The sequence below is a fragment of the Kitasatospora sp. NPDC001527 genome (assembly GCF_040298605.1).
Taxonomy (GTDB): Bacteria; Actinomycetota; Actinomycetes; order Streptomycetales; family Streptomycetaceae; genus Kitasatospora.
On sequence record NZ_JBEPAM010000060.1, the window covers coordinates 14,273 to 27,992 of the forward strand.

A 13,720-nucleotide genomic window follows, 5' to 3' on the forward strand; every position below is an offset into this window, starting at 1 on the left:
GCTGGGGAGTTGGGTCGGGGTCGGCGGTGTGGTGTGCGGTTGGCCGTGGCTACTTGATGGCGGTGACGATGCCGTGCGGCGTCCAGGAGGCAGCGGTGGTGCGGGTGATGGTGGCCGGGTCGAATCCGGCCTCGGCCAGCCACTGCTCGTACTGGCGCCAGGGGTAGATCATGCCGCCGCGGGCGGGCAGGGAGGCGAAGTAGACGCTGTCCAGGGCGGCCATGAGCGGGCCGTCGCCCCGGTCGTCGGAGAAGGAGTTGAAGATGACCACCTGGCCGCCCTCGGGCAGGGCCTTGTGGGCCTGCTGGAGCAGGGCGAGGTTCTCGTGGGGTTCCCAGATGACCAGTTGGTGGGCGAACAGCACGCAGTCCGCCGCCGGGAAGGGCTCCTGGAACATATCGCCCTCGCGTACGGTGATCCGGTCGGCGAGCCCGCTCTCCTCGATTCGCCGGCGTGTAAGGGGCGCGGTGGCGGGGATCTCCAGGATGGTGATCCGCAGGTGGGGGTGGGCGCGGGCGAGCGCGATGGAGTTCACCGCGTCGCCGCCGCCCACGTCGAGCACCGTCTCGGCTTGTGCGAAGCCCTCATGTGCCAGCAGGAGGGGGTTGGACAGTTCCGACCAGGCGCGCATGTAGCGGTAGAAGACGCGTTCGAGCTCCGGGTTCTCGGCGAACCGGTGGTACAGGTCACGGCCGGTACCGCGGATCCGGCGCAGCCCGATGTTGGTGTTGTGTCGCAGCGACTCGGTGAAGTCGGCCTGCGCCTCGTAGACGATGTGCGCCTCGAAGGCCACCACGTTGGCGAAGCGTGGCCACTGGCCGTCGGCGAAGAGCCCCTCGACGGCGGGGGCGTTGCGGTAGCGGCCGTCGTCGTCGCGGACGGTCAGGCCGAGTGCGGTCGTACCGAGCAGCAGGATGTCGGTGGCGCGTGCGGCGAGCGACAGTTCGTGGCCCACGTCCTCCCCGGTGCGGCCCGGGCGGTCGCGCAGCAGGTCGAACAGGCCGAGTTCGCACCCCGCGTTGAGGTACTGGAAGGCGGCGTGCCCGAAGAGCACCGGTGTCAGGTCCTCCAGGGCCATGGCCGGCGCCGGGTTCGTGGTCACGGGTGAGTCCTTCGGGAGTGGCGGCGGACGGTTGGGGCAGGGGTCAGGGCCGGATCCTGCGTGCGACGAGCGCACCGGTGGTGGGCGCCCCGTCCAGGGCGAGCACGCGCTCCGTCACCAGACCCTGATCCCGTAGCCAGGCGGTGTACTCGCCCGCGGTGTAGTTGCGGCCCCAGGTCTCCACCAGCATGTTCAGGCTCATCAGGGCGGCCGGGACGGGGCCGCGCTTGTCGTCGTCGACGAACGACTCGCAGATGATCAGTTTGCCGTTCTCCGGAAGTGCCTCGGCGCAGGCGGCAAGGATCTTCCGGGCGTCCGTCTCGCCCCAGTCGTGCAGGATGTTCGAGAGCAGCACGGCGTCGTGACCCTTCGGGAGGGGTGTGGTGAAGAAGTCGCCGCCGACGAGGTCGATCTGCTTCTCCAGGCCGGCCGCGGCGATGCGGGGGCGGGTGAGTTCGCAGACGAATGGCAGGTCGAAGACGGTGACCCGCAGGCTGGGGTGGTGGCGGCACAGTTCGACGGCGAAGGCGCCCCCGCCGCCGCCCACGTCCAGAACGCGCCGGATGGCGGTGAAGTCCTGGGACTCGGCGAGCCGGCGGGCGGTGAACGCGGACAGGGCGTGCATGCCCTCCCAGAAGTGCTCCAGCATCACCGGGTCGTCCGGCGCGAACAGCGATTCCTGGCGCACCGGGTCCCAGCTGACGGGGTGGTTGCCGCGCAGGGAGTCCGCCAGCTTGAGGTAGGCGGGGTACTCGTGCCGGTCCACGACCGTCACCCAGCCCCCGAAGTAGTACGGCTTGCCGCGCACCAGGAACTCCTCGGACATCTCCGAGTTGCGGTACGTTCCCGCGTCGTCGCGCCGCAGCAGTCCGAGTGCGGTGCAGGCGGTGAGCAGCAGCTCGGCGGGCCGGTCGTCGATGCCGTGCCGTGCGGCGAAGCGCGCCACGGTGGTCGTGGTGCCGGACAGTTCGGTGAACAGACCCAGCTCGGTGGCCAGGGCGAGCGCTTTGAACGCGTGCACCCCGAACGTGAGGTTCAGCAGGGGCAGTGGCACGGCCTGGGTACTCATGGGGGTCCTCCGGAGAGCGTCGGACACCGCACGTACGCGGGCGGAGGTGTCCGCACCGGCCTTCTCAATGTACTGCGCGGTGGCCTGCGTCGCGCGACCGCGCGAACACAGGGCGCAGGCGTCCGCGCCCTTGCCCGCCGGGACCGGCAAGGCCAGGATGGGCGGGCAGACGGCGTGCGCGGGCCTTCGGGGTGGCGCGGTGGGGCGGCGGCTGCGGAGTTTTGGCGAGGCAGTGACCATGACCGGAAGCCGCCCACCCAACCACCGGCTGCGGGCCCTGCTCGACGAAGCGGCGCTGAGCGGGGAGGGCCTGGCCCGGGCCGTGAACCGGGCGGGCGTGGAATGCGGCCTCGTCCTGCGCTATGACCGGACCTCGGTGAGCCACTGGCTCGCCGGCTCCCTCCCCATGGAACCGGTGCCCGGGCTGCTCTGTGAGGTGCTCTCCCGGTGGCTGGGCCGCCCGGTGGCCCCCGAGCACGCCGGCCTTGCCCGGCCCGCCGCCCCGGTCCCGGAGGGCGGTGACCGCCCGGCCGCGGCCGACGTCCTGGCCTTCCTCGGCCGAGCGGAACCCCGTCGGCCCGTGCCGCCCTACACGCTGACGGGCCTGGTTCCGCTGCATCCTATGGCGGGGGACGCCGAGCCGCCCCCGGGAACCGGCCTGATCCACGGCGGGCTGGGGAAGGACCAGCTGCAGACCGCCGACCACCTGTCGACAGCGTTCCACAGCGCGGAGGAGTCCTCCGGCGGACAGCTCGTCAGCACCGCGTTGACCTGCGTGCTCGGCACGGTGGTGACCGACTGGCTGCGGCTGCCCGCCGCCCCGCGGCTACGCCGGCAGCTACTGGTCTCGGTCGCCCGGCTCAGCTGCCTGGCGGGCTTCACCGAGTTCGACCCCGGTTCCCACGGACGTGCCCAGGCCTACTACCGGACGGCCGGGGAGCTCGCCGACGAGGCCGCCGACCCGGCCCTGCGGGCGAGGGCCCTGCGCGCCCTGAGCGTTCAGGCCTTCTACCTCGGCCACCACAACCACGCGCGGGACCTGGCCGAGGCGGCCGGCCGCCATGCCCGGGGACTGCCGGCCCGGGAGGCCGCCTATCTCAAGGGCCAGCAGGCCGTGGCCGTCGCCGGGGCCGGCGAGCACCGCCATGCGATGTCCCACCTCGCCCGGACCCGCCGTCTGCTCGACCACGCGGAGCCCCCGCTGGCGAGGAGCGCTCTCGACGCCGGAATGGTGAGCGCCCAGCCCGTGCACGGTCACCACGACGGCCGCCAGCCCATCCCGCGCACCCAGGACGGCGTCGCCGAAGCCGTGCCCCCCGTGCAGCGGATGGAGTTCTACCGGGAGATGGGGGAGGCCGACGACACGACGATCGGCGGGGTGTTGAAGCGCTGGTGGCTTCGCGCCGAGCTGTACCGCGACCCGGAGGGCGACCGCATCCACGCCGTCGTCCAGGCCGGCACCTCCGCGTCCGCGGTCCTTCGCCGTCCCGGGGCCCAGTGAGCGACGGCAACGAATTCCCGGACGACGAAGACCCCGTTTCCTCCTGAGCCCGCTGGTTGCAGGGTGGCCTTCGAGCCGGGTCGTGCTGTGGGGAGGTGGCGTGTCAGAGGGGGATGACGCGGGTGAGGCGAACGACGTGGTTGTGGGGGTCGATGACGTATTCGACCAGGCCGCGTCCGTGGGGGATCGGAAGCCGGCGCCAATCGCCGGCGCTGTCGCGGGCAGTGCTCTCCGGCAGCCACGGGTTCTCGGCGATCGCGACAGTGAGGGCGACGATCACGGAGAACAGGTCGACGGGCAGGCTGGGGTCGGACAGGGCGTCCTGGACGGCTTCGGACGGCAGGACCGGCCACAGGTCGTCCGGTTCTCCGTTACTCACCCGGCAGGTCCCCGCCCCGTTCGCGGCGCAGCCGTAGGACGTCGGCCATGGTGGTGGTGGGCAGGGTGCCGTTGCGGGCGGCGGCGATGGTGCGGTCCTGGGCGGGGTCGGTGTCCATCTCCGCTTCGCACCACCAGCGGTTCAGAACCTGTTCGGCCTGGTCGATGGGTGCTTGGCCGAGTTCGCGGTAGAACTCCATGCGGCGGCCGCCCTGCAGCGCGGCGGCGATGCCGTCGGGGGTGCGGGGCACACGGGGCTGCGGGGGCTGGTACACGGGTTGGACACTCATCGGGTTCCTCCTGCCTCTGCCTCTGCCTCTGGGACCACGGTATCTGGTGCCGGCCGGCCATTGGGCCGCGCCCGCGATGGCCATCCCCGGATCGGCTCCTCGCCGTAGCGGGTCCGCACCCTGCTGAGGGTGCGGCCCTGCGGCGTGTTCAGGAGCCGTCGCCGAGTACCAGCCGCAGCGCCGGCCGCGCGTTCTCCTGCGGCTGTTCGTCCGGCAGGTCCGCGATGACCCGCCGGATCATGGCGCGCAGCTGCGCCTTGCGTTCGGCGTCGGCTTCCTCGTCGCCCTCGTAGGCGATCACGAAGCGGGCGCCGGTGGCTTCGTCTTCCCCGCTGTAAGTGCGGTACTGCGGCGTGAGGTCTGCTCTGTCCGGCACGGGGGCCTCCGGTGTTCGGGGGAGCTCACCGTAGACGACCGGTCAGCGGTGGGGAAGGGCCGTGACGTCGGCGGGAAACGGGGGCCGCTGCTGCCGGACGGCCGCGTCCCGCCGACTGTCCGGGGTCAGAGGCGGAGGTGTGTGCGGCGGGCGGTGACGAGGGTGCGCCAGCGGTCGCGGACCTGGTCGGGGCCGTCGTACCAGCGGGCGGGGGAGGGGAACTGGAGCTCCTGGCCGGCCATGAAGGTCGCGATGTCGGTGTAGTAGGCGTAGTCGCGGCCGCGGGTCAGGTGGTCGAGGTCGCGGATCGCGATCGCGAGGGCGCTCTGGTTGTCGGGGTCGTCGAGGACGGCGTGGTGGAAGCAGATCGCGAGGGCGAGCGCGGCCTCGGCGGCGCGGACGCCGGAGGCGCGGACCTCCGCGCCGAGGACGTCGGCGCGCTCGGGGACGGTGTCGCCGGGGGTGCCGGCGTCGCGGACAAGGGCGGCGATGCGGGTGGTGAGGGTGGTGGCGCGCAGGTCGAGGCCGGCCAGGAGCTGTTCGGCGAGGTGGAGGTCGTCGTCGGCGGCCTGGGGGTCGGTGAAGGCGCGGACGAAGGCGAGCTGGGCCTGGGAGGTGGCTGCCTCGCCGGCGACACCGTGGTGTTCGGCGTCGGTGCGGGCGGCTTCGTAGGCGGCGGCGGCCTGGTCCATCTCGGCGTGGACCCACCACAGGTCGCCCAGGACGCGGTGCTGGCGGCCGGCCCAGCCGAGGTTCTGCGCGGCGGCGAGGGCGGTGGGGAAGTCGCCGTCGAGGCGGGCGAGGTGGGCCAGGCCCCGGCGGGCGGCGGGGGCGAGGCGGGTGGTGCCGGCGGCGACCTGCCGCATGCCCTGGCGGGAGGCGTCGGTGCGGCCGAGGTCGCGGTGGGCCTTGGCCCGGTAGTAGAGGGCGAGGTCGGTCAGGTCCGCGGGAAGCAGCCGGCTGTCGATGACGCGGGTGAGGCGGTCGGCGGTGTGGGTGCGGTGTTCGCGCTGGCGGGCGGCGAGCGTGCGCAGGGCCTCGACCAGGGCGTCGGCCGGAGTCTGCAGGACCGCGGTGCCGGCCGGCCCGTGCCCGGAGGCCTGCCCGGCGCCGGTGAAGGCGGCGGGTGCGGGTGGGGCGATCGGTTCCCACACGGAGTCGGAGATGTAGGCCCAGGCGGCATCGGCGAGCCAGCCGAGGCCGAGGCGGTGGTCGCGGGCGAGGACGAGGCCCTGGCGCAGGCAGCCGGTCAGCAGGGCCCGGCCGCCGGCGTCCCGCCCGGCGGTCCACTGGCCGCCGAGCGCGTCGAGGGCGCGGGCGGCGGCGTGCTGCCAGTCCTCCAGGGACCAGCGGTCGTCGGTGTGGTCGTCGGCGCGGCGGATCGTCGAGCGCACGACGGCGTGCAGGTGGTAGGGCCACAGCGCGGCCTCGTGCTCGCGGACGAAGGGCCGCTCGATCAGGCGCAGTGCGGCGGCCTGGCGGTCCAGGCCGGCGGCGGCCGTGGCGAGGGGGACGTCGAAGGCGTCCAGGAGGCTCGCGGCGCGCAGGACGTGGCGTTCGTCGGGGGTGAGGTCCTGGAGGGTGCGGGCGAGCAGGGCGGGGAAGTCGTGCTCGAAGTCGGCGGGTTCGGGGGTGCGGGTGCGGCGGATCTCCAGGAAGCGCAGCACGGCGAGGTCCAGGTAGAGGGGCAGGCCGTGGGAGCGGGCGGTGATGGTCCGGCGCAGTTGGTCGTCGATGAGGGGCCGGCCGTCGGCGGTGAGGCGGCGGGTGAGGTAGTCCTCGCAGTCCTCGGGGCTGAAGTCGCCGATCAGGATCTGCCGGCTGACGGCCGTCCTGGCCTGGTTGCCCGGGCCGGCGGGTTCGGCTGTACCGGTGCCCGTCGGGTCGGCCGTCCCGGCGCGGTCGGCGCGGGCGGTGGGGATGTGGGCGGCGAGCTGTGGCCAGGCGGCGGGCCCGGTGAAGTCGAGCTGGCCCTGCAGTGCGGGATCGGCCCATTGGAGGCGGGAGCGGCCGGTGACGACGAACAGGGCGTTCGGCATCAGCCACACCACGCGCTGGATCAGGCGTTCCAGGTCGCGGTTGGTGCGGTCGCCGGTGTCCTCGAAGGTGTCGAGCAGCACGATGGGCCCGACGGCCTTCTTCGCGGGAAGCCGGTCGATCTCGTAGGCGAGCAGGTGCGGGTAGTAGGAGAGCGCCTCCAGGTCCGGCTCGGCCTCCAGGAGGTCGGCCAGGCGGGGGCAGCCGGCCAGGGCGCGGGCGGTGGCGCGGCGCTCGCGCACCGCCCGGACGGCGGCGGCGGTGGTGATCTGGCCGGCGGCGGATCCGATCGCGCCGGGCAGGCCCAGCTGCTGGGCGGCTTCCCCGAGGGCGGCCTGCAGCTGGCCGGGCAGGGCTCGTCCGGCGCGGCCGGCCAGGCCTGCGCGGCGCAGGTAGTCCTCCAGCGGCTCGCCGGGGTGGTTGTGCTCCCAGTAGCGGCCGAGCGCGAGGTCGAACGCGGGCAGCGGGCGGTCCAGGCCGGCCAGCGCTGTGCGCAGGGCGAGGACCAGGTGCTCGAAGTCGGTGCCGGCGGAGCGGGCGAGGTCGATGCGGATCGGCAGCAGCCGCGGTGCGGCTGGCCAGGTCGGCTCGCCCCACTGCGCGGGCCGGTCCTCGGAGGCGGCGAGCGCGGCCTCCAGCTTCCGGGACAGGGTGGTCTTGCCGATCCCGCCGACGCCGTGGAAGACCAGCACGTTGTGCCGGGGAGCCTCGAGGTCCTGGATGTCGAAGTCCGGGGCGCCGATCCGGGCCAGGTGCTCGGCGAGCGCGTCCGTCACTGTGCGCCACTGGGCCTCGCGGTTGGTGAACGCCTCGTCGGCGCCTACCCGCTCGTTCGAGCCGAACAGCGCCCGCAGGTTTCGCGCCACGTGTGCCCTCTCCCCCTGTGCCTGACCGGCCATCAACCTACGCCCTCGCCCGCCGACGGCGGTACCGGCCGCCCGGCCAGCCCAGCCGCCAGGGCGTTCTACCCGCCGGGCGGCCGGGCCGCTGGGCGCCCGGCCGCCCGGACGACCGGGCGCGGCACATGCGGCAGGCCCGGCGTGTGAGACTGGCGGCGACCGTGACGATCCGATCCGAGGTGGTGCCACCGTGCCCGACCCCCGTCCTGAGGACGGCCCCGCCGAGAACACCGGCCTGTCGGCCGGCTCCGGCCCGCAGGGGCCTGCTGGCGAGTGGGACCGGGCGGTGCGGGTCATCACCGCGGTGGTGGCCTGGTACAGCTCGGGCATCCGCGACCTGCGCCGCGCGGCGAGGGAAGGCGCCGACCCGGCGGCCCTGGACGTTCTGCTGGAGGCCCGGCAGCAGGCCATTGGCGATCTCCAGCGGCTGAAGGACGGCGTGGACGCCGGGGAGGCCGCCCGCCTGGCCGCCCACTACACCGCGGTCCTGGGGGAGCTGACCGGTGGGAGCTGACCGGCGCTCAGGCGGCGGGCACGGCGGGCAGCGGACCTGCGGGCGGCACGTCCAGCGGCAGGGGCCGCAGCCGCTCCGGCAGGAGCGGGCGGGCGAGCGCCGCGATCTCCTCCACCTCCCGGCGGTGCTGCGGCAGCGCCCGGCGCACCTGCGCCTGGACCGCGAGGAAGCGTCGTGCCTCCGCCTCGGTGTAGGGGCGGTTCCGCTCGACGTGCAGCGCCCAGCCCGGCGTGCCGCCGGACCGGCGGGACCACAGTGCGCGCCCGTCGCGGCCCATCACCACCAGGTCGTCCACCATGTCGGAGGAGGCGGCCTGGTCGACGGCGGCGGCCACCGCCTCGAAGCACCGGTCGTGCCCGGCCGCCGTGGTGAACCGCGCCGGAGTTCCGTGGAGTTGCGCGTCCGCGTAGCGGGCGGCGGTGCCCTGGCGGCTGTCGGCGGCGCGCACCGCCAGGGCCAGGATCTGGACGCGGTAGCCGGCGCGGTGGAACGCTTCGGCGTCGGCCAGGACTGCGTGGGCGCTGCCGGGGGCGGTCTCGATCACGATGTCGCCGCGCCGCTCGCGCACGTACGCCTGGGCCATGGCGACCCAGGCCTTGTAGTCCGCGCGGATCGCGGCCCCTGCCTCGCGCGCCTCGCAGCGCAGCAGGTCGTAGTAGTCGGGGTGCAGCATCTTGAGGTCGTCGCCGGAGAGGTGGACCGTGCCGGGGCGCATCGCGCGCTCGGCCATGAGCGCGATGCTGGTCTTGCCCGCGCCGGGCTGGCCCACCACGAACACCGCCACCGGCCGCTCCTGGGCGACGGTGCTGCCCAGGAGCATCGGTGCGATGTCGAGGTCGAAGATCTCGCGGTGCTCGGCCGCGGAGAGCCGGTGGAAGTCGACGCCGGGCGGCCGGCGCAGGGCCTGCGCGATCCGGCGCACCGGTTCGGACAGCGCGGCGGCCCGGCGCGCGTCGCGGACAACCGCCAGCACGCGGTCGGCCGCAACCCGGTCCTCGGCCAGCGTCAGCGCCCGCTCGGTGCGGGCCAGTTCCCGCTGGAAGCCCGCGCTCTCCACGGCGTCCCACCACCGGGCCCGCTCCGAGGCCACCGCCCGCGCCGCGCCCGGCGCCTTCGCCCAGGCGCCGCCGACCAGGTCGTTGCCGTACAGGGGCACCAGGCCCCGCCGCACCACGGTGACGCGGTCGGCCAGCATCTTCTCCTCGACCACCCGCAGGGTCGTCACCAGCGCGGCCGCGCACGCGTCGTGGTTCTCCCAGGACACGTACCGGCCCGCCCCGGTCGCAAGAGCCTGCTCGGTGTAGCGGGCGAGGACGCCGAGCTGGCTCCACGCCTCGGCGCAGGCCAGCGCCACCACCTCGATCCGGTACCCGGCCGCCCGGTAGGCCGCGGCCTGCGCGCGCACCTCGCCGGCGTCGGCGAGCGCGGTCTCCACCAGCGCGTCGAAGCGGCCCTCGCGCACCCGCTCCTCCACCGCGGCCTGCCATCGGCGGGTGTCCGCCCGCACGCCGGCCCCCGCGGTGCGCACGTCCTCCTCCAGCAGCACCGGGTAGTGCCGGTGCGCGGCCTTGTACAGGTCGGCGCCGATCCGCACCGCCCCGCCCCGCGCATCGAGGACGGCGTGCAGCAGGTCCCCGAGGGTGGACTTGCCGCTGCCGGGCTGCCCCGCCACGAGCACCACCACCGGCTGCTCCTGGGCCACCGCCCCGGCGGTGGCCGCCGGAAGGACCACCCCCTCCAGCACCGCGCGGCTCTCCGCTTCCGAAAGCCTCACGTGCTCCCCCTTCATCGCTCTCCCCGCTCTGACGGCCTTGTCCGCTCTTGCCTGCCGCCCGTGCTCAGGACTGGCCGGCGAGCCGCTCGCGGAGCTCGGCGAGCGTGGCGCCGCTGGGAACGTGGACGTACTGCGCCCAGCCGGACACGTCGTAGCCGACCTGGGCCTTGAGCGCGGGGGAGGGCAGCCGGAACGTCCGCCCGTCGGGGATGTCGATCCACCCGTCGCCCGCCACCGAAGCGGTGTAGGTGAACTTCAGCCGGCTCTGGGTGTGCCGCAACTGGTCGCCGGGCCGCACGAGCCCGGCCTCGATCAGCGGCATCAGCGCACCCGTGGGGCGCGAACCCGCAGGATCGGACGCCGGCCGCTCGCCGTCGAGCAGCAGCCGCCGCAGGACATCGTTCGGCGTGTCCACCAGGGGCTCGCTGTGCCGCTGGAGATAGGCGAAGACCTCGTCGTCGATCTGGATCGTGCGGCTGGGCTGCGCCACGATTTCCCCCTCAAGATCAATCTTGAATCTCTGAACACCAGAGAAAAACAGATGTGGTGTCCAGTGTATTCCGTCGTCGAACCCGCGGCCGCCACCCGCAGCCGCCACGCCGCTCAACAGCACCCCCGGGAATCGACCAACTGCAGCCAGTGTTCAATGGCACCGCCATCACCCAAGACGGGAAGGACACCCAGCACGTGGGACGCAGAAAGCCGGGCAAGCCGCGCCGCGAACGCGGACCGGTCGAGTACACCCTGCAGCAGCTCCAGCCGCCCGGCTACGACGAGTGGCTCTCCCCCGCCCCCGGCTTCGACCCCCAACGGGCCGCAGCCGACCCCAGGCTCAGCCCCCAGGCCGTCGACCTCATGCGGCGCCTGGGCCGGCTGCGCCCCGCCTACGGTCCGAAGATCCCGCTGCAGGCCGCGTGGCTGGACATGGCCCTGGACCGTGGCGTCCTGCGGCTGCGCCGTCCGGACGGCAGCATCGGCGACCTGCCCGCCGGCGAAATCGCGGGCATGCTCGGCGGCAGGGCCGAGGTGGCGGACGTGCGGGACGCGGTGCACGAGCTCCACGCCGCCGGCATGCTCCTGGTCGAGCCGGACAGCGAGGGCGCCGTCCTGCGCGTCGTCGGCAAGCCCGTGAAGCCCGGCGATCCGTGGCTGTTCGGCGGCGACATCGCCAGCGACCTGGTGCCCAAGACCTGCATCCCGGGAGACCCGCAGACCCTGGGCGACGAGGAGTTCGCCGCACTCGCCTACCTCTGCTCCCACCTCTCGGAGGGCACCGTCGGCACCGCGGAGGAGTACGCCACGTTCGAGGGCGTCGGATCCGTTGAGCGTGCCCAGGAGCTGTTCGACGCCGTCGCGGACCTGGTCGACGTCCGCGGCTGCCCGGCCTGCCCGACCGCCCACCTCTGCACGCGCGACCCCGGCGCCGACCAAGCGGCGTGAAGCCTGGCGCTGTCGACGCTTGCTGAACCTGAGGTGGCGATCGACGGTCTGCCGGACTCCGTGGCCGAGTCGACAGCTCCCGCTTCGCTCGGCGATTCACCTACACCTTCGCCCCCGCGCGTTCTGCGGCCAGGAGCCTCTATGCCCAGCGCAAGGTAAGAATTTCTGACCTCCCGGCATGTTCTTGAGTGAAAGATCGCTGTTCGCGGGCCTGTCTGCTGAGCCGAAAGAGCAGTCGGGGCCGTCGGCCGTCTCGGCAGTCGGCGCGCTCCTGGCCCGAATGTTTGCGTACTCGGACGGATGCGCAGCGTATGGTGGTGTCCGATTCGGTGTGGCGGGGTGCCGTACCGGATGTGGCTCTGGGGGGAGTTGAGTTGGCGGACGTCAACGTCGTTCCGCAGGAACTGCACGCGTCGGCGCAGGTGGCGAAGGGGCTCGCGGAGGAGCTCGGTGCGCCGGTGCAGGCCGCGCTGACCTCGGCCACGACGGTGAGCGGTCAGCTTGCCGGCTGGTCCGTCGCCGGAGGGCTGGGGCATCTGGGCAGCAGTTGGAGTGCGCCGCTGGCGGCGCTTCAGCAGCGGATCGTTGCGACGGGGACCAATCTCGATGCGAACGCCGCTGCCCACGGTCACACCGAGCAGGTGACGGCCGGCGTCTGGAAGCAGCAGGGGGCGAAGCAGTGAACGGCCTCTACGAGCTGTTGGTGAAGTTCGATCCGGAAGGGCTGCGCGGGGTCGCGAGGAACTGGAAGGCCTTGGCGCACACGGCGGAGACTGTGAGCTCACGTCATCGCAGTCAGGTGAACGGGCCCCTGCACCGACGATGGGAGGGGGCCGATGCCCAGGCGGCGTTCCCGTTCATGGCGCGCACCGAGCAGCAGCTGGACGTCGTTCGGGTGGAGGCGGAGGCGGTCGCGCTGACGCTGAACACGGTCGCCGACCGGATCTACCAGGCGCAGACGAACCTGATGAACGCGGTGCGTCGGGCGCAGGACTCCGGTCTGACGGTCTCGGCCGAGGGGAGGGTGGGTCTTGCGCCGGAGTCGCCGGGGGACCGCAATGATCCGGACGCGCAGAGCGCCCGCCGCACCCTCATGGGCCTCGGGGCCGGCTACCAGGCCCGGATCGACCAGGCGCTGAAGGACGCCGAGGCGGCGAGCAACCAGGGCAACATCGCCCTCGGCCGCTTGGGCGGGGAAGTTCTCGATGGCCGGCGGGCGAACGGGGCCGTCGCCGAGACGCGTGGTGATGTCGCGGCGGTGATGAATGACCTGGGTCTGGCCGAGTCCTTCATCCCGGACGGTACGGACCCGCGGAGGAACGCCGAGTGGTGGCAGGGGCTGACGCCCGGCCAGCAGGAGACGTACCTCGCCCTGAACGCGGCCAGGATCGGGAACCTGGACGGTCTGCCGGCGACCGCGCGGGACGAGGCCAACCGGCTTGTGCTCGACCAGAAGCTCGACGCCTTGCAGGCCGGGACCCCGGCATCGTTCGGCCTGGACCAGGCGGCGTACGACAAGCGCAAGGCGGCACTGGCCGAGATCAAGAAGAAGCTGGAGGAGAAAGCCGACGCGAGAGACGAGTCGCACCAGCTGTTCCTCCTCGGCATCGACCCCGAGGCCTACGGCGGGGACGGACGCGCCATCGTCGCCACCGGCAACCCGGACAAGGCCACCCACACCTCCGTCTTCGTTCCCGGGACCAACACCGAACTACCGGGCGTCCCCGGGCAGATCGACCACATCCGCAAGCTCCAGAATCAGGCCGGCTGGTATACGAAGGAAGGCGAGACCGTCGCCGTGGTCTCCTACCTCGGCTACGACACGCCGGAGAGCATCCCGAAGGCGGCGAATCCGATGCGCGGCCTCGATGCCGCCGACGACATGCGCCGCTTCTCCGACGGACTCAGGATCGCGCACGGCGAGCCGAAGACCCATCTCAGCTACATCGCCCACAGCTACGGCAGCTTCGCCGTCGGCGTCGCCGACAGCGAGAAGGGCGGCCTCCAGGCCGACGACATCGTGACCCTCGGCAGCCCGGGCATGGGCGTCCTGACCGCGGACCAGCTGACGGTTAACCCGGACCACCTCTGGATCGGGGAGGCCGCCGATGATGCCACCCGTCTGGTCGGCGGATTCTCCCTGGGTCCCAGCCCCCACATCGCGGGATTCGGAGGACACAACATCAACATCGACACCTCCGGGCACGGCGGCTACTGGGACGACAATTCAGAGAGCTTGATGAACCAGGGCAAGATCATCGCTGGTCAGAAGCCCACCACAGGCCCCAAGGAAGACCCGCTCTGGGGATCGATCCCCCACTGAGCCGACCCGGAGAAACC

General features: G+C 73.1%; 13 protein-coding genes. 5 read left to right on the forward strand and 8 right to left on the reverse strand.

The window, feature by feature from the left end:
- Positions 1–49: 49 nt before the first annotated feature.
- Positions 50–1,102 carry a methyltransferase gene (locus ABT238_RS34300; protein WP_350567734.1) on the reverse strand — a complete coding sequence of 351 codons (1,053 nt, stop codon included), beginning with the start codon at positions 1,100–1,102 and terminating at the stop codon, positions 50–52.
- A gap of 43 nt (positions 1,103–1,145) precedes the next feature.
- On the reverse strand, positions 1,146–2,171 hold the full coding sequence (locus ABT238_RS34305; protein ID WP_350803919.1) for a methyltransferase: 1,026 nt from the start codon (positions 2,169–2,171) through the stop codon (positions 1,146–1,148).
- 238 nt (positions 2,172–2,409) lie between these two features.
- Here ABT238_RS34305 and ABT238_RS34310 point away from each other — a divergent pair, with 238 nt between their 5' ends.
- Positions 2,410–3,672 carry an NsdA family TPR-like regulatory protein gene (locus ABT238_RS34310; protein WP_350803924.1) on the forward strand — a complete coding sequence of 421 codons (1,263 nt, stop codon included), beginning with the start codon at positions 2,410–2,412 and terminating at the stop codon, positions 3,670–3,672.
- 103 nt (positions 3,673–3,775) lie between these two features.
- Here ABT238_RS34310 and ABT238_RS34315 read toward each other — a convergent pair whose 3' ends face one another.
- The 4 genes from ABT238_RS34315 to ABT238_RS34330 all read right to left on the reverse strand — a co-directional run bounded on the left by ABT238_RS34315 (position 3,776) and on the right by ABT238_RS34330 (position 7,619).
- Entirely contained in the window at positions 3,776–4,051 is a 276-nt protein-coding gene (locus ABT238_RS34315; protein ID WP_350803926.1) for a hypothetical protein, read from the reverse strand.
- Complete coding sequence (locus tag ABT238_RS34320) at positions 4,044–4,340, reverse strand: hypothetical protein (protein ID WP_350567720.1); 297 nt, start codon at positions 4,338–4,340, stop codon at positions 4,044–4,046. The genes ABT238_RS34315 and ABT238_RS34320 overlap by 8 nt, the downstream gene beginning before the upstream one ends.
- Positions 4,341–4,488: 148 nt before the next feature.
- Positions 4,489–4,716 carry a hypothetical protein gene (locus ABT238_RS34325; RefSeq protein WP_350803931.1) on the reverse strand — a complete coding sequence of 76 codons (228 nt, stop codon included), beginning with the start codon at positions 4,714–4,716 and terminating at the stop codon, positions 4,489–4,491.
- A gap of 125 nt (positions 4,717–4,841) precedes the next feature.
- On the reverse strand, positions 4,842–7,619 hold the full coding sequence (locus ABT238_RS34330) for an ATP/GTP-binding protein (RefSeq protein WP_350803934.1): 2,778 nt from the start codon (positions 7,617–7,619) through the stop codon (positions 4,842–4,844).
- Between the two features lie 223 nt (positions 7,620–7,842).
- On the opposite strand from ABT238_RS34330, the gene ABT238_RS34335 reads away from it, so the two are divergent.
- Positions 7,843–8,166: a hypothetical protein gene (locus ABT238_RS34335; RefSeq protein WP_350803939.1), complete on the forward strand. Its 324-nt coding sequence runs from the start codon at positions 7,843–7,845 to the stop codon at positions 8,164–8,166.
- Positions 8,167–8,173: 7 nt separating this feature from the next.
- On the opposite strand, the gene ABT238_RS34340 is transcribed toward ABT238_RS34335, so the two are convergent.
- Both ABT238_RS34340 and ABT238_RS34345 read right to left on the reverse strand, forming a co-directional pair.
- Positions 8,174–9,940, reverse strand: coding sequence for a zeta toxin family protein (locus ABT238_RS34340; RefSeq protein ID WP_350803948.1), 1,767 nt, complete (start codon positions 9,938–9,940; stop codon positions 8,174–8,176).
- A gap of 64 nt (positions 9,941–10,004) precedes the next feature.
- Positions 10,005–10,430 (reverse strand): restriction system modified-DNA reader domain-containing protein, encoded by a 426-nt coding sequence (locus ABT238_RS34345; RefSeq protein ID WP_350803951.1) that lies wholly within the window; start codon positions 10,428–10,430, stop codon positions 10,005–10,007.
- 197 nt (positions 10,431–10,627) lie between these two features.
- On the opposite strand from ABT238_RS34345, the gene ABT238_RS34350 reads away from it, so the two are divergent.
- The 3 genes from ABT238_RS34350 to ABT238_RS34360 all read left to right on the forward strand — a co-directional run bounded on the left by ABT238_RS34350 (position 10,628) and on the right by ABT238_RS34360 (position 13,703).
- Positions 10,628–11,380 carry a hypothetical protein gene (locus ABT238_RS34350; protein ID WP_350803954.1) on the forward strand — a complete coding sequence of 251 codons (753 nt, stop codon included), beginning with the start codon at positions 10,628–10,630 and terminating at the stop codon, positions 11,378–11,380.
- Between the two features lie 374 nt (positions 11,381–11,754).
- On the forward strand, positions 11,755–12,063 hold the full coding sequence (locus ABT238_RS34355) for a hypothetical protein (protein WP_350567703.1): 309 nt from the start codon (positions 11,755–11,757) through the stop codon (positions 12,061–12,063).
- The gene (locus ABT238_RS34360; RefSeq protein ID WP_350803964.1) at positions 12,060–13,703 is read left to right on the forward strand and encodes an alpha/beta hydrolase; all 1,644 of its coding nucleotides are present in this window, start codon (positions 12,060–12,062) and stop codon (positions 13,701–13,703) included. Before ABT238_RS34355 ends, ABT238_RS34360 begins: the two co-directional genes overlap by 4 nt.
- Positions 13,704–13,720 lie beyond the last annotated feature (17 nt).